23 protein-coding genes are annotated in these 25,295 nt (G+C 62.4%); 15 read left to right on the top strand and 8 right to left on the bottom strand.

Features of this window, described 5'->3' with window-relative positions; genetic code table 11:
* Positions 1–166 precede the first annotated feature (166 nt).
* The 3 genes from BLT92_RS01800 (at position 167) to BLT92_RS01790 (ending at position 3,578) form a co-directional block, all read left to right on the top strand.
* The gene (locus BLT92_RS01800; protein WP_157691297.1) at positions 167–1,585 is read left to right on the top strand and encodes a sensor histidine kinase; all 1,419 of its coding nucleotides are present in this window, start codon (positions 167–169) and stop codon (positions 1,583–1,585) included.
* A complete protein-coding gene (locus tag BLT92_RS01795) occupies positions 1,582–2,340 on the top strand; it encodes a response regulator (RefSeq protein WP_092102456.1) in 759 nt (252 codons plus the stop codon). Before BLT92_RS01800 ends, BLT92_RS01795 begins: the two co-directional genes overlap by 4 nt.
* Before the next feature lie 155 nt (positions 2,341–2,495).
* Positions 2,496–3,578 (top strand): fatty acid desaturase family protein, encoded by a 1,083-nt coding sequence (locus tag BLT92_RS01790; protein ID WP_092102453.1) that lies wholly within the window; start codon positions 2,496–2,498, stop codon positions 3,576–3,578.
* Between the two features lie 64 nt (positions 3,579–3,642).
* Here the strand turns inward: BLT92_RS01790 and BLT92_RS01785 are convergent, their stop codons facing one another.
* Positions 3,643–4,470: an MBL fold metallo-hydrolase gene (locus tag BLT92_RS01785; RefSeq protein WP_092102450.1), complete on the bottom strand. Its 828-nt coding sequence runs from the start codon at positions 4,468–4,470 to the stop codon at positions 3,643–3,645.
* Positions 4,471–4,685: 215 nt separating this feature from the next.
* Between BLT92_RS01785 and BLT92_RS01780 the strand changes: the two genes are divergently transcribed.
* The 5 genes from BLT92_RS01780 to BLT92_RS01760 are packed head-to-tail and all read left to right on the top strand — an operon-like array spanning position 4,686 to position 10,228.
* Entirely contained in the window at positions 4,686–6,833 is a 2,148-nt protein-coding gene (locus tag BLT92_RS01780; protein WP_157691296.1) for a CocE/NonD family hydrolase, read from the top strand.
* A 6-nt stretch (positions 6,834–6,839) separates the two neighbouring features.
* Positions 6,840–7,793 carry an ABC transporter substrate-binding protein gene (locus tag BLT92_RS01775; RefSeq protein WP_092102444.1) on the top strand — a complete coding sequence of 318 codons (954 nt, stop codon included), beginning with the start codon at positions 6,840–6,842 and terminating at the stop codon, positions 7,791–7,793.
* A 7-nt stretch (positions 7,794–7,800) separates the two neighbouring features.
* On the top strand, positions 7,801–8,850 hold the full coding sequence (locus BLT92_RS01770; protein ID WP_092102441.1) for an ABC transporter ATP-binding protein: 1,050 nt from the start codon (positions 7,801–7,803) through the stop codon (positions 8,848–8,850).
* Positions 8,847–9,569, top strand: a complete 723-nt coding sequence (locus BLT92_RS01765) for an ABC transporter permease (protein WP_092102438.1) — start codon at positions 8,847–8,849, stop codon at positions 9,567–9,569. Before BLT92_RS01770 ends, BLT92_RS01765 begins: the two co-directional genes overlap by 4 nt.
* Positions 9,566–10,228, top strand: a complete 663-nt coding sequence (locus BLT92_RS01760; protein WP_092102435.1) for an ABC transporter permease — start codon at positions 9,566–9,568, stop codon at positions 10,226–10,228. Before BLT92_RS01765 ends, BLT92_RS01760 begins: the two co-directional genes overlap by 4 nt.
* An 86-nt stretch (positions 10,229–10,314) precedes the next feature.
* Here BLT92_RS01760 and BLT92_RS01755 read toward each other — a convergent pair whose 3' ends face one another.
* Complete coding sequence (locus tag BLT92_RS01755) at positions 10,315–11,529, bottom strand: ABC transporter permease (RefSeq protein ID WP_092102431.1); 1,215 nt, start codon at positions 11,527–11,529, stop codon at positions 10,315–10,317.
* A gap of 90 nt (positions 11,530–11,619) precedes the next feature.
* Between BLT92_RS01755 and BLT92_RS01750 the strand changes: the two genes are divergently transcribed.
* The 4 genes from BLT92_RS01750 (at position 11,620) to BLT92_RS01735 (ending at position 15,648) form a co-directional block, all read left to right on the top strand.
* Positions 11,620–12,222: a TetR/AcrR family transcriptional regulator gene (locus tag BLT92_RS01750; protein ID WP_092102427.1), complete on the top strand. Its 603-nt coding sequence runs from the start codon at positions 11,620–11,622 to the stop codon at positions 12,220–12,222.
* Positions 12,223–12,353: 131 nt separating this feature from the next.
* Entirely contained in the window at positions 12,354–12,971 is a 618-nt protein-coding gene (locus tag BLT92_RS01745; RefSeq protein WP_092102424.1) for a TetR/AcrR family transcriptional regulator, read from the top strand.
* Between the two features lie 77 nt (positions 12,972–13,048).
* Positions 13,049–14,371, top strand: coding sequence for a metal-dependent hydrolase family protein (locus BLT92_RS01740; protein WP_092102421.1), 1,323 nt, complete (start codon positions 13,049–13,051; stop codon positions 14,369–14,371).
* Between the two features lie 86 nt (positions 14,372–14,457).
* Positions 14,458–15,648, top strand: coding sequence for a M20 metallopeptidase family protein (locus BLT92_RS01735; protein ID WP_092102417.1), 1,191 nt, complete (start codon positions 14,458–14,460; stop codon positions 15,646–15,648).
* A 48-nt stretch (positions 15,649–15,696) separates the two neighbouring features.
* Here BLT92_RS01735 and BLT92_RS01730 read toward each other — a convergent pair whose 3' ends face one another.
* Positions 15,697–16,434 carry an MgtC/SapB family protein gene (locus BLT92_RS01730; protein ID WP_092102414.1) on the bottom strand — a complete coding sequence of 246 codons (738 nt, stop codon included), beginning with the start codon at positions 16,432–16,434 and terminating at the stop codon, positions 15,697–15,699.
* Between the two features lie 140 nt (positions 16,435–16,574).
* Between BLT92_RS01730 and BLT92_RS01725 the strand changes: the two genes are divergently transcribed.
* A complete protein-coding gene (locus BLT92_RS01725) occupies positions 16,575–17,189 on the top strand; it encodes a VOC family protein (protein ID WP_172802537.1) in 615 nt (204 codons plus the stop codon).
* A gap of 98 nt (positions 17,190–17,287) precedes the next feature.
* Here BLT92_RS01725 and BLT92_RS01720 read toward each other — a convergent pair whose 3' ends face one another.
* Complete coding sequence (locus BLT92_RS01720; RefSeq protein ID WP_197679653.1) at positions 17,288–19,807, bottom strand: ABC transporter permease; 2,520 nt, start codon at positions 19,805–19,807, stop codon at positions 17,288–17,290.
* 153 nt (positions 19,808–19,960) lie between these two features.
* On the opposite strand from BLT92_RS01720, the gene BLT92_RS01715 reads away from it, so the two are divergent.
* Positions 19,961–20,617, top strand: a complete 657-nt coding sequence (locus BLT92_RS01715) for a TetR/AcrR family transcriptional regulator (RefSeq protein WP_157691295.1) — start codon at positions 19,961–19,963, stop codon at positions 20,615–20,617.
* A gap of 40 nt (positions 20,618–20,657) precedes the next feature.
* Here the strand turns inward: BLT92_RS01715 and BLT92_RS01710 are convergent, their stop codons facing one another.
* The 4 genes from BLT92_RS01710 to BLT92_RS01695 all read right to left on the bottom strand — a co-directional run bounded on the left by BLT92_RS01710 (position 20,658) and on the right by BLT92_RS01695 (position 23,682).
* Positions 20,658–21,407 (bottom strand): DsbA family oxidoreductase, encoded by a 750-nt coding sequence (locus BLT92_RS01710; protein ID WP_092102408.1) that lies wholly within the window; start codon positions 21,405–21,407, stop codon positions 20,658–20,660.
* A 41-nt stretch (positions 21,408–21,448) separates the two neighbouring features.
* Positions 21,449–21,886: a hypothetical protein gene (locus tag BLT92_RS01705; protein WP_092102405.1), complete on the bottom strand. Its 438-nt coding sequence runs from the start codon at positions 21,884–21,886 to the stop codon at positions 21,449–21,451.
* Between the two features lie 76 nt (positions 21,887–21,962).
* A complete protein-coding gene (locus tag BLT92_RS01700) occupies positions 21,963–23,072 on the bottom strand; it encodes an Rv2578c family radical SAM protein (protein ID WP_092102403.1) in 1,110 nt (369 codons plus the stop codon).
* 85 nt (positions 23,073–23,157) lie between these two features.
* Complete coding sequence (locus BLT92_RS01695) at positions 23,158–23,682, bottom strand: flavin reductase family protein (RefSeq protein ID WP_092102400.1); 525 nt, start codon at positions 23,680–23,682, stop codon at positions 23,158–23,160.
* 251 nt (positions 23,683–23,933) lie between these two features.
* On the opposite strand from BLT92_RS01695, the gene BLT92_RS01690 reads away from it, so the two are divergent.
* Positions 23,934–25,274: an MFS transporter gene (locus BLT92_RS01690; RefSeq protein WP_092108667.1), complete on the top strand. Its 1,341-nt coding sequence runs from the start codon at positions 23,934–23,936 to the stop codon at positions 25,272–25,274.
* The last annotated feature ends 21 nt before the right edge of the window (positions 25,275–25,295 follow it).

The raw sequence follows: 25,295 nt of genomic DNA, 5'->3' as shown, positions 1-25,295 counted from the left end.
CTCGTGCAGGCAGCTCTCGTGCAAGGCGATTCTGATGCAAAGCAATTCTCATTCAAGGCAATTCTCAAGGGACGCATAGTCGTGTTTGCTACTGTCGCACTGACGAAGTGTGCCAGGTGGCTCGACCGGTCGGGTCGGCCTCGCCGCAGAAGGAGAATCGGAATTCGTGCTGTTCAGCAAGCTGTTCGACAGATTCCTGCCACCGGACCGCAGATTCAACCCTGAGGCCTTGGCCTGGGTGGCAGTGATCCTCGCTGCCATCGTGATGCTTGCCGTCGAATCGTCGATCGCGGTGGGAGTCCATGAAGCTCCTGTCGCACTGGCATTCATCGTCGTAGTGATCCACGCGGGGTCGATGCCGCTGTCGATGCTGCGTCCGCTCTTCGGTGCGATCGTCTCCGTCATCGCCTGCGGTGTATTACCGTTGCTGGGTCCCTACCTCTCGGGTGCTCCGTGGCCCTGGATGGTGCCGATGATGATCACCCAGATCCTCATCATCCTCATCATCGGACTCCGCGCCCACTGGGGGGTGGCGCTGGCCGCGCTGCTGGCGAGCATCGCGATCTCCGCGGCAGCCGCCGTCTTCGGCTACCTGCAGTACCCCGAGAGCAGGCCGGATTCTTCGATCGTCAACATCGTCGTCTTCTCTTGCATTGCCGGGGGATTCTACGTAGCTGCAGTCATCGTCCAGCAGTGGCATCTGATCCGATCGCAGCTTCTGCAGGAACAGGAGAACACCGCTGAGGAACATTCGAAGCGCGTCGTGGTCGAGGAGAAGTCGCGGATTGCTCGCGAATTGCATGACATCGTCGCCCACAGCATGTCGATCATCAACATCCAGGCCTCGAGCGCACCGTTCCGCCATCCCAGCATCGACGCGGACGTGGAGAAAGAATTCGAAGACATCTCGGTCTCTGCCCGGAATGCCCTCACCGAGATGCGAGGGTTGTTGAGTGTGCTGCGCAATGACGATTCGAGCCAGCAGCTTGCACCCCAGCCGAAATTCTACGAGATCGAAGGTCTGGTGAAGAAGGCCCAACAGGCCGGAGTCAACGTCACGATGGAACGCAGCGGGGGACCGCTCGATCGCAGCCTGCGCGACAGCACCGGATTGGCCGGATACCGCATCGTCCAGGAAGCACTGAGCAACGCCATCCGCCACGCCACCGAATCCCAGATCCACATCAAGGTCGACAGCGATGGAACAGCACTGTGGATCAACGTCGTCAACACTGCTGGACAAGGTCCTTCGGAGGCGGCGAAGAACGAAATCCACCGTCATCAGGGCCTCATCGGTATGCGCGAACGTGCCGCCTCTGTCGGAGGAGAACTCCGCACCGGCGGGCGCAATGACGGCAGTTTCGAAGTCGAAGCAGTGTTGCCGCTGGCCGTGGCCGACGCGCACAAAGCTGATTCGCACCAGGCCGATTCGCACAAGTCAGATTCGCGCAAGGCTGATTGGCCCAAAGCGGATGCGCCTGACAGCGACTCGCACAAGCCCGACGGTCGGGAAGTCGGCGCCGACAACAGAGCCGCAGGCGACACATCAGATCAAGCGCAGGGCGATGAGAGGAGCAACGCGTGATTCGCATCGTGATTGCCGATGATCAGGCAATGGTTCGAGCAGGATTTGCCGCGCTGCTTGACGCGCACCCCGACATCGAGGTGGTGGGCCAGGCGCAGGACGGCGTCGACTGCGTCAGCCTCGTCGCCGAGCTGAATCCCGACATCGTCCTTATGGACGTGCGCATGCCCGAACTCGACGGGATCGAAGCCACCCGTGAAATCCTGGCGGCCAGGTCTCGGCCGGCGACGAACCCGCAGACGCCGGAGTCGCAGGCGACGAATCCGCGAGCGCCGACATCGATACCGTCTGCTACGGATTCGAACGCCATCGTCGACGACGTTCCGCGTATCATCATGCTCACGACCTTCGACATCGACGACTATGTCTTCGATGCGATCCGTGCCGGAGCCAGCGGCTTCCTCCTCAAAGATGCCCCACCCAACGAACTCGCCGAGGCGGTAAGGGTGGTGGCCTCGGGGGAGGGACTGCTGGCCCCGAGCGTCACCCGCCGCGTCATCGAGCATTTCGCTGCAGGACCACAGACTTCGAACTCTGCGGCCCTGCCAGATCTCACCGACCGTGAACGCGAGATCTTGGTGCTGGTGGCCCGCGGTGAGACGAACACAGAGATCGCCGCCTCACTATTCATCGCCGTGCAGACGGTCAAGACCCATGTGTCACGAATCCTCTACAAACTCGATGCCCGAGATCGCGCTCAAGCGGTCATCGCCGCCTACGAATCAGGCCTCGTGGTCCCCGGCGCACAGGTCTGACGAATCACCCCCTACCGGGGTACGGGGTGAAATACGGTGCTCTGGGGTGATGCCAGGGAGACGGTCCGCCTCGTACCGTAAGTAGTATGGAACCAGTCGATGTCGTGAATAGGCCCCTGCCGACACCCCCTCTTGGGAAAGAATCAAGGGCTGAGGTGCTCGAGCGAAGGCGAGCCAATCGCGGCACCGACAAGCAGGAGTTCACCAGCGACTTCAGTGCGCTGATGGCCCAGGTCAAAGAGGCCGGTCTGCTGGCACGCCGCCCCGGCTGGAACACCCTGCGCTTCGTCCTCATCGGACTCTCCTACATCGTCGCCTTCGCCATGCTCTTCCTCATCGGCGAAAGCTGGTGGCAGATGGCCACAGCAGTCGTCTTCGGGATCCTCTTCACTCAGACGGCGTATGTCGCCCACGATGCGGCGCACCGTCAGATCTTCACCAACGGCAAGGTCGGGGAATGGGTCTCAACCATCATCGGCAACCTGTTCATCGGCCTCAGCTACGGCTGGTGGCTGAAGAAGCACAACGCACTTCACCACGCCAACCCGAACAAGGCAGGCGTCGACGGTGACATTGCACCGGGCGCTCTGGTCTTCACGGCCGAAGATGCCCGGGAGCGCACCGGCCTGTCGAAATGGCTCGCTGCGCGTCAGGGCTGGTTCTTCTTCCCGCTGCTGACCCTGGCCGGTCTGCAGCTGCACGTGAACTCGGTCAAGGCCATCATCAAGGGACAGTCCTCGATCAAGCGCCGCTGGACCGAAGGCGTCCTCATTGCCATCCGCATCATCGGATTCCCGCTCATCGCCATCTGGGCCGCAGGCCCCCTTATCGGCAGCGTCTTCTTCATCGTCCAGGTCATGGTCTTCGGTGTGCACATGGGCGGCTCGTTCGCTCCTAACCACAAGGGCCAGCCGATCGTTCCCAAGGACGTCAAGATCGACTTCCTGCGTCGCCAGACATTGATGTCACGCAACATCTCCGGCGGCCGCCCGATGGGCTTCCTCATGGGCGGACTGAATTACCAGATCGAACACCATCTGTTCCCCAGCATGCCCAGCGTCAATCTGCACAAAGTCCAGCCCATGGTCCGCGAATACTGTGCGCAGAAGGACATCAAGTACACGGAGACGACTCTCTTCGAATCATTCGGCATCATCGTCCGCTACCTCAACCGGGTCGGACTGGGCCAGGCCGACCCCTTCGACTGCCCGGTCACCGCGCAGTTCCGCTCACGCTGAAGCACTCGCACGGCAACCTCGGCGATCACAAGCTCGGCGATTATCGCCTCAGATGAGCACAGCCTCAGGTGAGATCGTCGTGAACACCTGACACCCACTGCGCGTAGCGTTCGGCAGATGTTGCCACCGCGTCCTTGGCCCCGGCCCGGATCGTCTGCCCGAAGTTGCCGTACATGCGATCGAAATCGAGGTCAGCCACCGAGGCGGCGATGCGTCTGACGACTCTCGCCGACAGGGGCAGGTAGTTGGGGAAGCTGCGCATGAACGTCACCCAACCATCGCGGGCGACGGGCCCGATCGTATCCCCACTGAGCATGACGCCGACGTCATCCTGACCGGCCCACAGGGCCACCGCACTCCCTGCGAAGTGGCCCCCGGTCCGCAGTACGATCGTCCCGGGAAGAGGCCTGGCTTCGCGGTAGTAGCGCCAGATGTTCGGACCGTCTCGTTGGACCCATTCGGCGTCGGCCCGACAAACAAAGATTTCAGCCCCCTCGAAGGCGGCACTCCACTCGAGCTGCAGACCGAACATGTGGGGATGGCTGGCAGCGATGGCGTGAACTCCGCCCAGTGCCGTGACCGCAGCGACAACCTTGTCGTCGATGTAGGGCGGGACGTCGAAGAGCAGGTTGCCATGTTCGGTTTGGGCTAGGTAGCACGTCTGCCCGATGCCGAGCTTCGGCTCCACTCGCAGGGCGAAGAGCCCGGGTTCGCGCTCGGTGATCGAGATACTGTGTCGCTCTGACTCAAGTTCCTCGCGCGTCGTCCACTTCTGACCGGTCTCCGGCACCCACTGGCGCTCATCGGCACAGATCGGACACAGCTGAGGCGGTGGCGTGGTCGTCTCGACACCGCAGGTCCGGCAGATCGTCACATTCGTCAGCGGGCTCATAGGGTGGGCCACCTCCTGAGTCCGAGGATAGTCTCCGAATGCAGGTGGAGCCAGGTGCCCGCTCACCGGTGTCGCGATAACAGGTGCCGCGATTGGGAAGCAATATCACTGTCCGAAACCACTGAACGGCCATGCAGTAACCCCTGTTACCGTCGGTCATTATGGCAACAACTTCTTCGCATCAGCACACACATGCAGAACTATCTACCGATGCAGTGGGTAACCCCAACGCCGACAATGAGAACGAGCCCGCCGAACGCTATCGGACGAATCCACGGGGCGTCGACGTCATTGAGCACACCCGCATCCCACTCGCAGACGGTGTCGAACTGGCCGCCCGAATCTGGTTGCCGGACGACCTTGGAGATAACGCGGTTCCAGCTGTTCTGGAGTACATTCCTTACCGTAAGAACGATATGACCGCGGGGCGCGATCAGACTATCCATCCTGAATTCGCTCGCGCGGGCTACGCCAGTATCCGCGTTGATCTGCGCGGATGCGGAGATTCGACAGGCGTCATGACGGACGAATACTCCGAAACCGAACTCGATGACGGGCTCCAGGTCCTCAGATGGATCGCGGCACAGCCGTGGTCGAATGGCAAAGCCGGCGTGATAGGGAAATCCTGGGGCGGGTTCAACGGCCTGCAACTTGCCGCCCTCCGGCCCCCGGAGCTGGCTGCAATCATTACGATCTGCTCCACCGACGATCGCTATGCCGACGACGTTCATTACAACGGCGGCGCCATCGTCGGCGACCAGATGCTGTCTTGGGCCTCGACCATGTGGGGGTACAACGCGCGCCCGCAGGATCCAGCGATCATGGGCGAAGGCTGGGACGAGGACTGGAAGCGTCGCATCGACGAAGCCCCCGTCAACATCAATGATTGGCTGGGCCACCAGCGCCGCGATGAATACTGGAAACACGCGTCAGTGTGTGAAACCCCGGAGGCTATCCAAGTTCCCATCCTTGCCGTCGGCGGCCTCCTCGACGAATACCGCACGACCCTGTTCCGACTCATGGAGAATGCGAACGAGCAGCGAGAGTCGAATCCCGAGTACCCACCGGTCCACGCACTGCTGGGGCCCTGGGCGCACAACTATCCGCACCAGGCGGCACCGGGGCCGGGAATCGACTTCATCTCCGAAGCCGTGCGCTGGTGGGACCAGTGGATGAGCGGAATCGACAACGGAGTCAAGGACCAGCCTCAGCTGCGGGTATACGTCCCCGACAGTGCTCCCGTCCACTCGGACCGTGAGAATCGACCTGGACGATGGATCGCAGAGAACTCTTGGCCCTCACCGCAGATCGAGGACACGATTTGGAAGGCCGAGGGCTCGGTGCTGGCCGGACCCAGACAACTGCGAAGCACGGAACTTATCGGCTACAACGCCGGCAGCTGGCTGCAGTTCGGTGCAGCAGCAGGCATGGCCGGAGATCAAGCTGCCGACGATGCGCATTCCTATACCGCGGATTGGAAGCTGCCTGACGGGCTGGAGATCATCGGGACTCCGGGCATGAAGGTCACCGTCAGCTCGAGCACCGATCGCGGCGTCATTGCCGCCCGGATCTGCGATGTCGCTCCTGATGGCTCCTCGAGGCTCGTGACCATGGGACTCTTCAACCTGACTCACCACTCAACGCACGAGCATCCCGAAGCGCTGACACCGGGGGAGAGCGTCGTCCTCGACTTCTCGCTCCTGTCGACAGCGCATCGGTTCCTACCGGGACATCGTCTGCGGCTGAGCGTTTCAGCGAGCTTTTGGCCCATTCTCTGGCCGTCTCCCGAAGAGACGGTTGTCACCGTCGTCGAGGATCCGCAGCTCGAACTGCCCATCCGAAGTGTCACCTCGGTCGATGAGGACTCACTCACCACAGAGGCACTCACCGCGCACCTCGGTACAGCCCCGAACCCTCCTGTGTCCACAATTGAAGCGTCCGGAGTACCAATGACTCGCAATCTGCAGTCAGACCTGGTCAACCGGAGCGCCACCGTGACTACGGAGACAGAGGGCTGGCAGACGAACACAAGCGACGGTCTCTTCTACTACACGCTCGAACGGGACTCCTACGAGCGGAACGAAACTGATCCGCTCTCGCCGACCGCCATCTGCGAACGGGTGATTCGGTACCGCAGGCCCGCGCTCGCAGATCCTGTCGGCGACCAGGCACTGCTGGAGCAGGCTGACGCAGGCGCGCTCACCAGCGACGATCATGGCTGGGATGTCGAGCTGCGGACGCGGAGCACAATGAGTGGTGACACAGTCAACTTCCTCGTCACCAATGAACTTGTCGCGTATAAGAACGGCAAGCAGTTCCACTCAAGAACGACCACGAAGAGCATCCCTCGCGAGCTGAACTGAGTCCTCATGCGCAAATTGATTAGTCACACACTCAATCGGCGTCGAGCGCTGGGAACGCTCGGCGCCCTCGGCGCAGGACTGGCAGCGGCCACGGTGAGCGGGTGTACTGCTACCACTGCGAACTTAGGCGGAACTAAATCCGGTGCCGCCGGCCGGAGGATCACAGTCGGGTCCAAAGGATTCGCCGAAAGCTGGATCATGGGCGAACTCTACGCTCAAGGACTGCGAGCCCGCGGATACCAGGTGGATCTGAAGACGAATGTCGGCTCCAGTGACATCATCAATACGGCGCTCCAATCGGGTCAGATCGACGTCTACCCCGAATACACCGGAGTCATCGTGGTGAACTGGGCCGGCACGGACACCGCATTGGGCACGGCTGAGGAAACCTATGACATCGCCAAGAAGTGGGAGAGCGAGCATGGAGTGACCACACTTCAGGCAACTCCGTTCGAGAACAAGAACGCGATCGCTGTGCGCCAAGAATTTGCCGATGAGCATGGATTGGAGAAGGTCTCTGACCTCAAGGGCATCGGAGACTTCATCTACTCGACCTACCCGGACAATGTCTCCGGGGCGATCGGGTATGAGGGAATCGTCGAAACCTATGGGCTTGACAATATGGAACTCAAGACTCTGAGCATCGGATTGAACTATCAGGCGATCGAGCGCGGCGAGATCCAAGCAGCAGACGTGTTCACCACCGACCCGCAGCTGCTCAGGTCTGATCTGGTAGTACTCGAAGATGACAAGAAACTCTTTGGGTTCCAGAACGTGGTGCCTCTGATCAGGGACGACGTGTTCGATGACCTTGATGCCGATGCACCCGAGTTCCTCAACACCCTCCATTCGCTTCTGACGATCGACGCCATCCAGGCTCTCAACGAGGCCTCTGCCATCAACAGGATCGACCCCGCCCAAGTGGCGAAGGTCTTTCTGCAAGAAAACGGACTGATGTGAGAACACAATGACACTTTCATCCACCGACACACCGACCAGCCAGACTGCGAACTCGGCCATTGTCTTCGACCAGGTCACCAAACTTTATTCGGGTCAGGCTGCTCCTGCCCTCGACTCGCTCGATATCGAGGTGAAGTCCGGTGAACTCGTGTGTCTCGTCGGACCATCCGGCGGCGGCAAGACAACGGCCCTGCAGCTGGTCAATCGCATAGTTGACCTCAGCAGCGGAGACATCCGCATCGGCGATCGCAGCATCATGGACATTCCCGCCATCGAACTGCGCCGGACCATTGGCTACGCGATACAGCAGTCTGGATTGTTCCCGCACTACACGGTGGCGGAGAACATCGCTACCGTGCCAAATATTCTCAAATGGGACAAGGCCCGCATCAAGAAGCGGACCTCCGAACTGCTGGAGTTGGTCGGACTGACCCCAGTGGACACATGGCTGGGCAGATATCCCTCCCAGCTCTCCGGCGGTCAACAACAGCGAATCGGGATTGCACGTGCACTCGCGGCCGACCCTCCCGTGATGCTCATGGACGAACCCTTCGGAGCACTCGACCCGATCACACGTATGGCTGTCCAGGACGAATTCCTTGAGATACACAGAGCAGTTGGAAAGACGACCCTCTTCGTCACCCACGACATCGACGAGGCCATCAAAATGGCTGACCGGATCGCAATTCTCAAGCCCGGGGGCAAGCTTGCCCAGTACGGAACACCTGCTGAGGTACTCACCCATCCGGCAGACGATTTCGTCGCTGAGTTTCTCGGTGCTGAACGCGGCCTCAAACGCCTCGCGCTGACCACCGTCGGCGAAGTGCTTGCTGCCAAGACCGATTCCGAGTCGGGTCTGCAGCAGGATTCGAACAGCCCACAGGTCGAGTCGGATTTGACCCTGCGAGAAGCCCTGTCAGCCGTCTCCGCAGCCGGGGCACATGGTGCACTCGTGATGGACGGGGGAAGCCACCTCGGCGAGGTCACACTGCACGACCTGGTGAATCCGCCAGCCGGTGCGGTTGGAGCGCGGAGTGTGGAAGGTGGTGGGTCATGAGCGGTATCGCACCGGCAGGTGACCCGGTTATACCGGATTACGGACAGGCATCGGAGTGCGTGATCAACAATGGTGCATTCTGTGGTGACTGGTTCGTCGACCAATGGTCCACGGTTTTCTGGCCACCTCTGGTCGACCACATTTACATGGTTGTCATCGCAGTGGTGATCGGATTCATCATTGCCTTTGTGGCAGCGGTGGTCGCCTACCGGAAGAAGTGGTTGGCGGGTCCGATCGGGATCGTTGCGACGTTCCTCTACACGTTGCCTCCGCTTGCGCTGTTCCAGTTGCTCGTGCCTTTCACCGGGCTGACACTGCTCACCGTCGAGATCGCACTGGTGTGCTTCACTCTGGTGATCATCTTCCAAGCAGTGCTCTCCGGCCTGGCCGCAGTGCCAGACGACGTGAAGAAGTCGGCCATCGGTATGGGACTCGACCAGCGGCAGCTCATGCTCAAAGTCGAACTGCCCCTCGCGTTGCCGTCGATTATCTCCGGTCTGCGGATTGCGACAGTTCTGACTGTGAGCATCGCGACCATCGCCGCATTCGTCGTCGACAGTGGGCTGGGGTCACCGATCCTCAAAGCCGTCTCTTCCCCATTCAACACACAGTTCATCGCGGCTGGGGCGCTTGCGGTTCTCTTGGCGTTCGTCTTCGACGGGCTCCTGGTGATCGTCGGCAAAGCCCTCACACCGTGGACGAGAGCGAGGGTGTCATGAATGACATTTTCGGCGCGTTCCCATTCATGGCCGCCAATTTTGGAATGCTCCTGGAGAAGACGGGCGAGCATCTGGTCATCAGCCTCATCCCGCTGCTTGCAGCGATCCTCGTCGGCGTGCCGATCGGCATCTGGCTCGGTCATATCCACAAGGGTGAGTTCTTGGCGGTGAGCATCACCAATATCGGTCGTGCATTGCCGAGCCTGGCGCTGATCGCGATCCTCATCGGCTTCGTCGGCATCGGAATGCTCAACGCCATGATCGCACTGTTCGTCCTCGCTTTCCCTCCGATACTCAGCTATGCGTTCCAAGCAGTGAATTCTGCGGATCGTGATCTCACGAAAGCGGCGAGAGGAATGGGAATGACACCACTGCAGGTGCTCAGCAAGGTGGAACTTCCGCTGGGACTGCCGATGATCATCAGCGGTATACGCACTGCGGCCGTGCTGACGGTGAGTTCTGCGACGATCGCCACAATCGCCGGCAGCGGCGGACTGGGCGACGTCATCCTCAACCAGGTAGCGTACGGGATTGAAGGAGTTCTCGCCGGTGCCTTATGGGTCGCGGTCTTGGCGATTCTCGTCGACCAGTTCTTCGCTTTGTTGTTGCGAGTGGCGGCTCCGACAGGAGTCAGGCGGCTGCGAGCGGCTACTGTCTGAATGGTAGAAGGAGTGTGAGGGCCATCCTGCGGGGTGGCCCTCACCTCTGACTTTCGGCCTTGTAGTCGCGAGGGAGAATCTACACATCACCCCACGGCGGCGCGCTTCTGCGAATGGGCCTTGAGGTGGCCGATGAGCATGAGGACGATGCCCAAGGCGAGCCAGCCGACGAGCACCCACCATTGCATCGCCATGGGCGCATCCGGGAAGTACGACAGGTCGCGCAGCAGGGTCCCCGATGCGCCGGGAACGAAGAACTGGCCGATGTCTCCCCAGGCTCCTGCGAGGAACTCCTTCGGCGCTTGGAGCGAGGAGATCGGATTGCCGATGAACATAGTGAGCGCCGCGCCGATCGCGATTCCTGCCGGGCCGACGAGTGAGACGAATCCATTGATGAGTCCGGCCGTCGCCGCCACTGCCAGTCCTGCGGCCAAAACGTTGAGCCCGAAGTTGCCCTGCAGAATGCCGAACCAGGACTGCAGGATGAGTGTGAGGGCGAGTCCGCCGATCGCGCCGTAGGCGAGGACCGCGACGGCACGCATGCGCCGAGAGTGGACGATCATGCTGGTGAGCACGCCGCCGACGATTCCACCGATGGTCAGCGGCAGTCCCGCGATCGCCAGGCCGGCCCCGGTGGGATCGTCCTCGTTCAACGGCACGACGTCGGTGACCGTGACCTTGGGTACCTCCATCGCCGAGGTGTCAGGAGCCTGAGCCTGATCACCCGGGTTGGTCTGTGGCTGGCCCGGATTGGCCTGGGAACCGGTGGGACCCTGAGCCGAGGCTTTGAGTGCTTCCTGCATCTGCTTCATCCCGTCCTGCATTCCCGCGATCGCCTTCTTGTCGATCTGCTGCTGCATCTGGGTGCCGATTGCCTTGAGCTGCTGGGCCACGGCGGGGGAGGCGGCAGTCGAGGTGAGGATCTCCGGCTCGTCGCCGAGAACGAATGCACCGTAGACCTCGCGTTCACGGATCAGCTGCTGTGCCTCGGCGCGGGAATCGACCTCCTGGAGGTCGAGCATGCCGTCGGGGACATTCTCCGCGATCTGATCGATCTGCTCCTGATCACCGACGGCGGCGATCGGCAGATCTCTGGGATCGGACGTGACAGTGGGCCAGCTGAACGCAAGCAGAATGACACTGACGATGGCTGCGGCGAAGACAGCGGCGAGCAGGGCCTGTTTGATGCTGGGCTTGCCCGCTGCAGGCTTCTCGGCATCGGCGGTGTTTGCCACCTGGTCGTCTGCATTGCCGTCACGGTCCCGGGGGCTGCCCGAGCTGCTGAGGATCTTCGTTGGCATTGCTGTCCAATCATCGAAAACGAATACCCGTTCTTTTTACTCCTTCGGGTACGATATATCAAGAATGAGCATTCGTTTTTTGGGGGATTGGTGCCGAAAGTCACGGACGAACACCGGGAGGCCATGCGTACGCGGATCCAAGATGCCGCGCTCTCCTGCTTCACCCGTAAGGGGTTTGCGGGGGCATCCATGGCCGACATCATCAAGGAGGCAGGCCTGTCCGCCGGGGCCGTCTACGTCTACTACTCCTCGAAGGCAGAGCTCACCCTCGATGCCGGCAGGCGCATCATGGAACAGCGCGCGGCCGAGCTAAAGGATTTCGACACGGCCGCCGAGGTTCCGCCCCCGCATCAGGTATTTCCCGCGCTCCTGAATTCGATTCTCGACGACAACCCTTTTGCCCCGCTGCTGCTTCAGGTGTGGGCAGAAGCCTCACATGCCCCCGATTTCGCCACGATTGCCGCCGAGATTTACAGCGACCTCATCGGACGCTTCGAGGCCTACCTGAGTCTGTACTTCCATCGTGAAGCAGGGATGGACGAGGCCGCCGCCAATGCGAAGGCCCACCAGATCGCTCCCGCAGTCCTTGCGGTGATGCAGGGCGCGATCGTTCAGACGGCAATATTCGGCACTGATTCGCGTGCCCGGATCGCGAGTTCCATCGACGAGCTGCTGGCCAGTCTCGCGAACTGAGGTGGTGATTCGGGGTCACGTGAGGTGCTGACTCGGATCCACCTCGGCCCCTCCTGCAGGCATGATCGCCAGGAGAAACGAAACGGAACGTTCTGTTGCGCGCGCTTGGAGGCGTGTGCGATTATACTTCTATGACGCAAGCCACACCGAAGGGCCGACCGCTCGATGACGAGCTGACCGGACGAGTCCTCAACGAGGTGCGAGTCGTGCTGGAAATCAACGGCTTCGTCAACCTGCGAATCGAGAAGATCGCTGGTGCCGTCGGGTGCAGCAAGGCCGCGATCTACCGTCGTTGGCCGAGCAAGGCCGAGCTGGTCGCGGCGGCAGTTCTCGACGGCATCGATCCCGGCGACGCTCCGGATACCGGCGATATCGTCGACGATCTGGTCGAACATGCCTGGCAACATCTGACGAACTTTCGTCAGGGCCGTCCCGTTCGAGGCGATGGCCCACAGGGCGGCAGCAGAAACGGCATCCTCCTGTCGCTGTTCGACGTTGAAGTCATTCCGCTGATCTCGGAACGCTATATGAAACAGCGTCATGCGCAGGGCCGCGAAATCCTGCAGCGGGCAGTGAATCGGGGCCAGATCAGCAGCGACGTCGATCAGGACCTCGCCCTCGACGCGATCGCCGGATTCACGCTCTTCAGGCTGTCTATCAAACCGGATGCGAAGGCAAGCAGCGACGCAGATGTCAAGGACTCCTACCGTCGGCTCGTGCGGTCATTGCTGAACCGTGAGAACCAATAGACACCTCCACTTCCTAATCGGCTCGTCCACCTCCCGAACGGCTCCTTCAGCATCCGATGAAAGGATCATCGCCACTCATGTCGACCGCCTATCTGCCCACCACGAATCACGACCCCGAGCACATCATCCTGCGCGGTGCCACCCTCATCGACGGCAACGGCGGTGACCCCGTCGCCGGCTCCGAGATCGAAATCAAGGACGGTCGCATCGTCTACGCTGGCGTGCAGCGCAACGAGGAAGCCACCTCGGCGGGGGAAGGCAGCGATTCTGGTGGCAAGGGCCCACGTGTCGTCGACCTTGCGGGCAAGACGATCATGCCCGGCTTCATCGACTCCCATGTGCACTTCGGCCTCTCGGTCGAGAACCAGGCCGAGAACCTCGCCCGCTTCGCTTCGGAGCGGATCGTGCGCAGCGCGGCCAACGCGCGGAAGACGCTCATGGCAGGCGTCACCACGGTCCGCGACCTCGGCGGTACCGACCGCGGCGTGCGTGACAGCATCCAACAGGGACTGATCCTCGGACCGCGAGTCCACCTGGCCATCACCCCGCTGTCGCCGACCGGCGGGCACACCGACTTCACGATGCCCAACGGCCTGCCCACCATGCCGGCCATGCCCGTCGACCCGATCATCGACACCGATGACGACGTGCGCCGCACCATCCGCACACTCGTGCGCTCCGGCGCCGACGTGATCAAGGTCTGCACCACCGGCGGCGTCTCGAGCCCCTCGGACACCCCCGACGACATCGGTGTCCCCGAGGAGCATGTGCGCCTCATCGTCGAAGAGACCGGCAAACGAGCAGGTCAGCCCGTTGCCGCCCACGCCCAAGGCGCCGAAGGCATCAAGGCGGCCATCCGCGGCGGCGTCCGCTCCGTCGAACACGGATACGGAATCGACGACGAAGGCATCGACCTCATGCTCGAGAACGGAACCTTCCTCGTCCCGACGCTGAGCAGCGCGCTGCGCGTCCCAGACCCGAAGAACGTTCCCGGGTACCTGTATGAGAAGAAGGTCAAGTGGTCCGCAATCGCACGCGAACGTGTCACCGTGGCCATGGCCGCCGGAGTGAAGGTCGCACTCGGAACCGACGCCGGAGTCTGCCCACACGGACTCAACCTGCGCGAGGAGATGCACGCCGTCGAACTCGGCCTGACACCGATGCAGGCGATCGTAGCGGGGACGAAGAATGCCGCCGAGCTGCTGCGCCTGTCCACCGATCTCGGCACCCTCGAAGCGGGCAAGCTCGCCGACCTCGTCGTTCTCGACTTCGACCCGCTGGCCGATATCACCTCGTTGGCAGACCCCGACAACGTCAAGGCAGTCCTCCAGGGCGGGGCACTGGTCAAGGACTCCGCCGGCTGGTTTCCGAACTCGCCGGTGCGTTCAGCCCTCGGATGACAACCAGTCCACAGCCGAATCGCGCCACGCACCAATATCGCGCCACACACCAACATCGCGCCACACACCAACAGAGAGGAACCCACATGAACCACGAATTCACCACAGAAGCACAGGCACTCGCCACCGAACTCTCCGAGCTGCGCCGGGAACTCCACCGCAATCCGGAACTCGGCCTCGAGCTCCCGATCACCCAGCAACTGGTCCTCGACGCACTCGAGGACCTGCCGTTGGAGATCACCACAGGCACAAACCTCAGCTCGATCGTCGCCGTGCTCCGCGGCGGGAAGCCCGGGCCAACGGTGCTGCTGCGCGGAGACATGGATGCCCTTCCTGTTGCCGAGGAGACCAACCTCGACTTCGCTTCGACCAATGGGCGCATGCACGCCTGCGGTCACGATCTGCACGTGGCCGGGCTCGTCGGAGCAGCGAAGCTACTGAGCGCTCACCAGGAGGAACTGGCAGGCACCGTCGCTTTCATGTTCCAGCCCGGTGAGGAAGGGCTGGGCGGTGCCAAGGACATGATCGATGAAGGCATGTTCGAGGCCATCGGCTCGACTCCGGATGCCGCCTACGGCATCCACGTCGCACCGGGGACGCCCGGAACCTTCACCACGAAGCCCGGCACGCTGATGGCCGGGGCCAACACCATCCACGTCACATTCCACGGACGCGGCGGTCACAGCTCACAACCGCACACCAGCATCGATCCGGTCCGGCCCACCCTCGAATTCGGTCAGGCGCTCTACGCGATGGTCACCAGCACGTTCAGCGTCTTCGACCCGGTCGTCGCCGAAGTCACGCAGCTGAAGGCCGGCGACGCCGTCAACGTCATCCCACCCTCGGCGACGATCGGTGCCTCCGTGCGGACGCTGTCAGCAGAGTCGACGAAGAAGTTCGCCGAGGTGGCCCCACGAATGGCCGAGTCGATCGCTGCCGCTCACGGATGCACCGCCGAGGTGGTGTGGACAGAACAGTATCCCGTCACCGTCAACAATGACGTCGAAGCCGCATTCGTGGCGGACACGATGACCGAGACGTTCGGCGAGGACCGGTACGCCGAAGCCCCGACCCCGCTCATGGGGTCTGAGGACTTCTCCTTCGTGCTCAACGAGGTTCCGGGTGCGTTTCTGTTCTTCCTCGTGTCTCCGCAGGGCATCGACCCGGAGACTGCGGCCTGGAACCATTCGCCGCAGGTGCTCTTCGACGATGCGTACCTGCCGGACCAGGCGGCCGCACTCGCCACCCTCGCGTGGAAGCGCTCGCTGCGAGGCTGAGTGGCATGTGCGGGGTGGGGTGAGCGGTGAGTCGGGGCGAGCGGTGAGTCAGACGGAGTCGCCGTCGTCGTCGACCGAATGGACCCGGTCCTCACGCATGCTCACCTTGTCCACGCCGGAGAGCTCCAACAGGGGAGGGATGAGCATGTGCAGGGGCGGCTTTCCCTCAAACTTCACGTCTATCTGGACCATGGGCACTTCGTCCTCGGCCTCGAAGCGCTTGGAGTCGACGATCGTGTTCGAATACCCCATGTTGCCGGCCACGGCGAGGATGTCGCGGAGGACCCCGGAGCCGTCCTTGTAAGCGATGCGCAGCAGTTTGCGATGATCGCTGTCGGGGATCCGGCGGATCAGGGGAGCGATGACGAACAGCGTCAGCAGATGCAGAGCGGTGAGCATCATGGCCAAGGACACCATTCCCGCTCCGCAGGCCATTCCCACGGCAGCCGTCACCCACACGGTGGCGGCCGTCGTGAGTCCGCGCACCATGTTCCGGCCCTTGAAGATCACACCGGCACCCAGGAAGCCGACACCCGAGACGATCTGTGCGGCGATCCTCGACGGGTCCAGACGGGCGTCGTCGCCGAGCGCACCGGCGAACCCGTATGCGGAGACCAGCGTGAACGCGCACGTGCCGATGCCCACCAGCACGTGGGTGCGATAACCGGCGCTCTTCTGCCGGAACTGCCGCTCGAATCCGATCAGTGAGCACAGGAAGAAGCTGGCCAGGAGCAGTTCGGCCTCGATGAAGCCGGTCGGACCGAAGAAATCGATATGTGAACCCATAGTCATCCGACTGTAGACCCTCGAACACCTGAGCTCCTTGTAATCGCGTCGAGGTCGGTCAGAAATCAAGAAGCAACGTCGACATGCCGACTCCTAAGATGGACAACCACAGTCACTCACGGCGCGACGAGGAGCAGGTAATGGAGACAAGCGAAAACACCGCAGTCAATTCGATCATCATCGAATCGAGCGAAGAGGACCTGACCGAGGAATTCGTCCGCAGCGCATTCGGCCTCGATCACCTGATCGGCGTCCGCTCATCACATGAACCGACCGACGGTTTTCGGGGCTTCAGCATCTCCCTCGTCTTCGACCAGCCTGCCGACGTCGATATGACAGCTGCCGCGGCCGTCGAAGCGGGAGCACAGATGGTGAAACCGGTATCCAAGAGCTTCTGGGGCTACGGTGGCTCCCTGCGGTCGCCGGACGGAACAGTGTGGACACTGGCCTCCTCTGCGAAGAAGAACACTGCCGAACCGACAGGACTGGCGAGCCAGATAGTGCTGCTCGTCGGCGTCGACGACGTCCGTGCGACGAAGGACTTCTACCGTGACCGTGGGATCGAGGTCAGCCGGGGGTTCGGTTCGAAGTACGTCGAATTCGACACCGGTTCGACGATCACTCTGGCCATCCAAAGTCGACGTGCGGTGGCGAAGAACGCCGGAGTCGACCCCGAAGGCTCGGGCTCTCATCGCCTGACGATCGCGGGCACTCTCGGGGAATTCGTCGACCCCGACGGTTTCACCTGGCGCTGAGGCGCGAACCGAAGATGTCAATCAACAGGCCATCGCCGAGGTGGTTGTTCATCTCGGCGATGGCCTGCCCGTGTTCAGCGGAGCAGATAGTCAACAGGTCACACGGTGGAGGGGATGCGCTCCTGACGGTCGCTTGATTCTGAGTCCACGGGAGTCGAACGCTCGTCAACGGAATTCTCATCGGCCGCCTCGGCGAACCGATGGGTCAGTCCGTCGCCCGCGGTGGGTGCGACCCTGTACTCGGCCTGCTCCGTGGATGCTGCTGATTCTGTTTCCATGGATTTGTTCGGCTCGTGGTCAACAATCGTCGACTGCACGGTCTGGGCGGACCCGGAGGCTTCGAGGGCCTTCGCTTGTTCCCGGGCCTGTTTGTTGGCCTCCCTCTCCTGTTCGAGGTGCAGGTTGCCGAAGTCGTGCTCCGTCCGCGGCGGTTTGATGCTGTCGATGAGGAACACCAGGGCCAGGGAGACGAGTCCCCAGAGTGCGAGGACCTGGAGGTGCTCGGTGACGACATCGGAGTCGAAGTAGACGATCGAGCGGATCGTCTCCACGGCTGCCGGCATCGGCAGGAAATCGTGCAGGGTGGAGAAGAACGTCGGCGTCATGTACTCGGAGATCGACCCGTTGGAGGCGGGCATCCCGGCGAACATGAGCGTCCCGATGACTGGGACGATCGCAAGCATACCGATGAGTCTCTCGAAGACCATGGCGAACATCGCGATGCTGAAGATCGCGAGGATTCCGGCACCCCACAGCTGTGCGAAATGGCCCTCGACGGCGCCGGTGATCGGCCCGGCGATGAGTGCGACCACCAGGGACATGAACGGTGCGTAGACCGCGGTCAGCGGCACCATCCGCTTCAGCGGGCGGCTCCACGGATTGGCGTTGGCTGCGACGATGACGACCATGAAACCGGCGAGGACCCAGCCCATCGCCACATACATGACGACCACGCCGTTCTTATCCCGATCGGGAAGAGGCGCGATATTGTCGACCTCGAGATCCATGTCCTGGGCCGAAGCGACCTGATCGAAGACCTGGTTGACCACGCGATAGGCGGCATTGTTGCCGGCCTCGTTGGCGATGAGGCCGAACTCAGCGTTGTCTTCCGTGGGGAGGACGAGGGCGGCGACCTGGTCCCGGTCCTTGACGAGGGCTCGGGCCTCGTCTTCGTTCGTCGTCGCGGTGAAGTCGAACATGTCCTCACCCATGTTCTTCTCGAGATCGGCGATCGTGTCCTTGGCCTGTTCAGTCGAGGCACCGACCACGGTCACAGGCATGTCCTTGGGGGCGGGTGAGCCCATCGCGCCGAGCATGAACGAGATCATCATGGTGACCATCGCCAGGGGGAAGGCCACGAGGGAGATGTAGCGCAGCACCTTCGAATCGGGGCGTCGGCCCCCGTGCAGAGACGGGATGTTGACACTCAGTGGCTGCGGGTCGGGGTTGCGGCGGTGCGAGATTGTGTCGTAGGCCTTTGTCGCCAGAAGCCCGACGACGGCCCCGATGGCCAGGACCAGGAGGTGGCCGGTGACGCCGGTGCCGTTGAAGTAGAGCACCGAACGCAGGGCCTCGCCGATGGCGGGCATCGGAAGGAACTCGTGGGTGAAGCGGAAGAACGGCGACATGGTGTAGACGGGTATGGCCATGTTCGACGACGGCATTCCCAGGACCATGAGGAAGAGGATCCCGAAGAGCACTCCCAGTGCGCCGAAGAGTCTGGTGATGAATAGCTGAACGCAGGCGATCGCGAACACACCCAGCCAGGCGATGCCGAGGATCGCGACCGTGTCCTTGACGTCGACGACGTCGAGAATCGGGCAGGTCACGGTCCAGACCAAGCCGGCGATGACCGCGGCCCACGCGCCGAGGATCGGCACGATCCGCTTGAACTTCAGCAGCTCGGGCGAGTTCGACCGCAGCACGCTGAAGGGCAGGTAGCCGGCCATGACGATGGACGTCATGAGGAACATCGCTCCCAGGCCGGTGGAGTCGTTGTCCGGCAGTGGGGCCAGGTCCTGTGTCGAGACCTCGAGGCCTTCGTCCTGCAGGGCCGGCATGACGAGTCCTGTGACCGTCGTGGCCTGCTGGGCGCCGGCTCCGCCTGCGGTGTAGAGGGTGGCCTTGTCGCCCTTGATGACGACCGCTGCCGAGGCCTCGCGGTCGGTGACCATCTCACGTGCGGTGTGGGCATCGTCGACGGTGTCGACGTCGAGGGCGTCGGGTTCGGAGCCGTCGAGCGCGAGCTTCATGTCCGCGGCCTTCGAATCTGATCCGGCCACGACGACGGGCATGTCGTTGGCGGTGGGGGAGTGCATGGTGCCGAGGTAGCCGGTGATCATCATGCCCACGAACAGGAGCGGCATGATGAAGATCGCGGCCGTCCGACCGATCATCTCCGCCTTCGCGCGCTTCGCGGCTGCGGCTGCGTCAGGGGCAGCGTCTGTGTCGGCATGATCGGACTCGGTGGAGGCCGGGGCGTCGGACGCGCCAGGCGAGGCATCCGGTTCTATCGGTTGTTCTGATTCACGCGCTTCGCGGCGTGTCTGTGGTGGTTCGGCGGCCACGGTCGTCCTCCTGGTCGATTCGGAAGTCGAGTGGTCGCCTTCGACCACCATGTACTTGGTTAGTTTAAGACACGTGACTTATTTTTGTGAAATCGACGGTTGTTTGTCAGGGTGATGACAGTACTCGCCGAGGCGGGTGGAGCGCTGGTATCGCGACAGGCCGACAGCGTCTGCAGCGTTGACGAGAATGAGAGAAAAGGGATCATGGGAATCCAGAGTGATCGAGCGCGCGAGGTGCTGCTCAACTCCGCGGAGGAGCTCTTCGCCGTCCACGGCATCGACGCGGTGTCGAATCGCCGCATCGTCGACTATGCCGGGGCGGCGAATCACTCCGCGATCTCGTATCACTTCGGTGGGCGGGATGGCCTGTTGCGGGCGCTCGTCGAGCGCCATGTCGCCGAGGTGGCCCTCCGTCGGGAGGCCTACGTCGCTGATCTGGGCGAGGCGCCGAGCATCCATGACTTGGTCCGCTGCAGAATGGGTCCGCTCTTCGCCGTATTGGCCGACCTGCCGCGGCCGAGTTGGCGTGCGCAGTTCCTCTCGCAAGTGGGCATCGTGCCCTCAGCAGTGGAGATCATGAAGTCCGTGATGGACGAGTCCGCTCTGCCTGACGATCTGAGGTTCATCCACGGATCGATCGACGGCATTCCCGAAGGTGTCCTGCGCGGTAGGGCGTATCTGCTGGCTCACATGGTCACCAGCGCGTGCTCGGACCAGGAAGTGAAGATGAATGAGGGGACTGACAAGGGCAGCTGGGAACAGGTGGGCCGGTTCCTCATCGATGCGGCAGCCGGAATGATCGCCGGGCCTGTGACGTCACCGGACGGGGTCATCCGCTATCCGTCGATGCCCTACTTGTGACCGGTGCCTGAGTTCTGACCGGAGCCGTTGCAGGGTCGAGTCAGTCGCAGCCCTCGGGGCCGCACACTGCGCCTTCGCGGAAGGTCTCGTCTCCACCCTTGCCCGGGGCAGGGCTGTCCGCACTCGATCCTGCTCCGGCGAGCACCGTGAGCTTCTGGCTTTCGCCCCATGCGGTCTCGAGGGCCTGAGCGAAGGCTTCGGGCGGCTGGGCGCCGGAGATTCCGTACTTACGATCGATGACGAAGAACGGGACACCGTTGGCACCCAAGGATTGGGCCTCGGCGATGTCGGCCTTGACCTCGGCGGTGTATTCGTCGGTGGACAGGACCCGGCGGGCTTCGTCGGCGTCGATGCCGACTGTCTGGGCCACCTCGGCGAGGTATTCGGCATCTCCGATGTTGCGGCCCTTCTCGAAATGGCCGGACAGGAGCTCTTCCTTGGCCTGACTCATGACACCGTGCGTCTTGGCCAGGTGGAGGAGACGATGGGCCGTGAAGCTGTTGGCGACGACGATGGAGTCGAAGTCGTAGTCAAGACCTTCACCGGCCGCCTGCTGCGTGACGTGGTCGAACATCTGTCGAACCTGCTCGGCAGGCATTCCCTTGGCCTGGCTGAGGTACTCGGTCTCTGTGCCCGCGTAGTGATAGGGCAGACTCGGGTCGAGCTGGTAGCTGCGCCATTCGACCTCGACGTCATCCTTATGTGCAAAGCCGTCCAAGGCGGTCTCGAAGCGACGTTTTCCGATATAGCACCATGGGCAGGCGATGTCCGACCAGATTTCAATCCTCATGACCGCTTGAACCCGGGGCGGGGGCGGGTTATTCCCTGGCCTCATCCAAACCGGAAACCGTCGCCTCTGGCCTCGGTGATGGCGAGGTAGAAGAAGCCGAGAATACCCAATGGGATGGACGTGACCCAGATCAGCAAGTACATGAGAATTCGGACGACGAACACGATGAGCACAAGGAGCCAGCCGATGACAAAGAACCCTGTGAAAGCCTCGGCGATCGGCTGTGTCATCCGGTAGAACACTTCTCTGGCGAGTGGGTAGAAGGCCAAGATCGAAATGCTGGTGAGGATGCCGATGACGGTGAGATCGGCAGAAAGACGGGAGGAGCCCTCAACGAAGTAGTAGGCGCCAAGTGGAAGTACCGCAAGGATGAGACTCGAGATCAGTCGTGTGTGGCGGCGATTAGCCCAGGCCCCCGTGATGAAGTGAAAGGTGCTGGTCAGTCTGCTTGTCAGCTCCGGGCCGTCATCTGCACTCATAGTAGAGATTGTATCCAGCAAAGTGGCTTGATATTTAATTGTTTGCATTCCAATGTGAAGAAACACTGGAAGAGGCTCAGAAAAGTGCTTCTTGAGGTGGGGGAGTCAGGCTTGCGGCTTGAGCTGCGGTCGAAGACGCGGCACCGAGTCGAGTCCGGTCTCCGCGCTTGGTCATCGGGTAGTCATCGTCGGTAGCCCCGCGCAGATCGTATGCATCGATGAGCGGATTGATGCGCCGGCTCAGCCACGCCCGGTACTCCTTCGATGCGTACGAGGATTTCGCATACATGCGGCGGTAGCGGGGGAGCAGCTCGGGGTGCTCATGCTCGAGCCAGGCGAAGAACCATTCGCGTGCGCCAGGCCGCAGGTGCAGCGCCCCGTAGACGACCCTGCTCGCACCGGCTTCCCTGATGGCGCGCAGGGCTGTGTCGAGGTGATCCATGGAGTCGGTGAGCTTCGGCATCACCGGCATGAGGAAGACCGTGACCTTGAAGCCGAGGTTCGCCGCCGACCGCACCGTGGCCAGGCGTGCCGTCGTCGTCGGCGTGCCCGGTTCGATCGTCTGCTGCAGGGCATCATCGTAGACGGCGATCGACATGCTGATCTCCACGTCGACGTCCTCTTTGGCGCGAGCCAGCAGCGGCAGGTCGCGGCGCAGCAGCGTGCCCTTCGTCAGGACCGACATCGGCGTCCCGTGCTCGGCCAGGGCGGTGATGATGCCGGGCATCAGCGAGTAGCGGCCTTCGGCGCGCTGGTAGGGGTCCGTGTTCGTGCCTAATGCGACCAGCTCACGTGACCACTTCGGTTTGGCCACCTCGGCGGCCAGCACCTCGGGAGTGTTGACCTTGACGATGACCTGCCGGTCGAAATCCTGACCGGGATCGAGGTCGAGATAGCGGTGGGTGTTGCGAGCGAAGCAGTACACGCAGGCGTGAGAGCACCCGCGGTAGGGGTTGATCGTCCAGGTGAATGGCATCGAACTGGCCGCGGGCACCTTGTTCAACGCCGACTTCGCCAACACTTCGTGGAATGTGACGCCGGCGAACTCCGGTGTTTGAACACTGCGCACCAGACCTGTGACCCCGAAGAGCTCGGCCGGTGGCGCATCGATGCCTGCGGCCACCGTGCCCGTTGCCGCCGTGCCCGTTACTGCCGGGTCAAGAGCGCTCTGCTGACTCCATCTCATGACTACATTCGAACACGTGTTCTAGTCAGCGTCAAGGGTGAGACGGGTGATGTCGAGGGCGGCTCACCTGGCGGCGACGGGACGGTCAGGAGACCGTCATGCCCTTGAACTCGCTGCGGTGGAAGACAAGTGCGTCGGTGTCAGGCTCATCGCCGGAATCGGCGCGGCTGTCGGTATCGAGGATCTCGAGCAGGGCGACGGAGTGGTCGCCGGCCTCGACCTCGTTGTAGAGGCGGGTCCACAGATAGGCGGCGCCGCCTGGGATGGTCAGCGCGCCATCGGCGGTGATCTCGGGGTCGATCCCGGCGAAGCGCGAGGCGCGGTCCTTCGACGCCAGCTGCCTGGCCAACTGTGACTGATGCGTGCCGAGGAGGGAGACCCCTAGGGCCGGTGCAGTGCGCAGGAGCGGCCACGTGCTCGAGCTGGCCTGCACCGCAACACTGATCAGCGGCGGGTCGAGTGAGACTCCCGCGGTCACCGTCGAAGCGACGAGTCCGAGGGGAGTCCCGCCCACCTCGGCGCCGATGAGCGCGACGCCCTGCGGAAAGTGCGAGAACGTCTCGCGCAGAGCGTCCGGTGACACGGCTGCGGCTCGTGCGATCGTCGTCATGAACTTGCCTCCGGTGATACGTGACTGTTGAGGGGCTGTGCTGTTGAGATATTCCGCTCAACAATGCCTACTGATCTCCTGCGATCATCACAGATAATCCGGACGGGCGCATCCCACTGTGACAGCGCTGAGACGTCTTATGTCCCCGTGTGACGATCAAAGTCCAACAGTGACACGGGCGCGATACGGATCGACGCAGACTCCCTAGATTGCTCAACGAAACTCTGACTATGTCGATGAGGGAGAACCCCATGCCACAGTCCTCCGTAGCGGAGACGATCACCCAGGAGCCGCCTCGGCGGCTTCTGGACGGGAAGAAGAGAGTCCTCGCCTCGGCCTTCGCCGGCACCACCATCGAGTGGTACGACTTCTACCTCTACGGCACCGCGGCGGCACTGATCTTCAACGTCCAGTTCTTCCCCAGCGGCAGCGAACTCGGCAGCAGCCTGGCCGCATTCGCCAGCCTCGCCGTCGGCTTCATCGCCCGGCCCGTCGGCGGAATCATCGCCGGGCACCTGGGCGACCGTGTCGGACGCAAGGCGCTGCTCGTCGTCTCCCTGCTGTCGATGGGCATCGCCTCGACGCTCATCGGACTCGTGCCGAACTTCGACGCGATCGGTTGGTGGGCCGCGGCCGCACTGGTCGTCCTGCGCATCGTGCAGGGTCTGTCCGCCGGCGCCGAATGGGGCGGATCCGCTCTGCTCTCGGTCGAACACGCCCCGGCCCGCAAGCGCGGACTGTTCGGATCCTTCACCCAGATCGGATCCGCCGCGGGCATGCTGCTGGCCACCAGTGCCTTCTTCACCGTGCAATCGCTGCTCACCGACGAACAGTTCGAATCCTTCGGCTGGCGCATTCCCTTCCTGGCCTCGGCACTGCTCGTGGCGCTGGGACTGTGGATTCGCCTCGGCGTCTCCGACGCACCCGAATTCAAAGAGCTCAAGGCCTCGGGAAATGTCGCCAAGGCACCCCTGCGTGACGTTCTGACCAAACACCCGCGCGTCCTCCTCGTCACGATCGGCCTTCGCCTGGCGCAGAACAGCGTCTTCTACCTCATCACCGTCTACATGCTCAACTACTTGGCCGAGAACCGCGGCGATTCCGCCTCCGGAGTCACCGCAGTCATGATCGCCTCCGCCATCGGGCTCTTCACCGGGCCACTGTGGGGATGGGTCTCCGACAAGGTCGGGCGCAAACGCGTGACCATCGGCGGCATCATCGGAGTGGCCGTCTTCGGCTGGATCTTCTTCGCCTTCCTCGACGCCGGTCCCTTGGCCTTCCTGCCCATCGTCGTTATCCTCGGCATGAACCTCGCCCATGACGCCATCTACGGACCCCAAGCAGCCTGGTTCGCCGAACAGTTCCCCATCGAGATCCGCTACTCGGGCGTGAACATGGGATACCAGCTGGGCACCGTCATCGGCGGCGGCATCATGCCCATGGTCGCGGCCCTGCTCTACGTCGTCGGCGGCCACTCACCCTGGCTGATCTGCGGCTACCTCACGCTGCTGTGCCTGCTCTCGCTCCTCGCAGCACTGGCGGCGAAGGACCCTGCCCGCGAGTTGGCGCTGACCGATCCTGCCCACGACTGACACAAACCTGTTACCTGACAT

It is taken from the genome of Brevibacterium picturae (assembly GCF_900105045.1).
Classification (GTDB): Bacteria; Actinomycetota; Actinomycetes; order Actinomycetales; family Brevibacteriaceae; genus Brevibacterium; species Brevibacterium picturae.
This window is presented reverse-complemented; position numbering and strand designations above follow the sequence as displayed.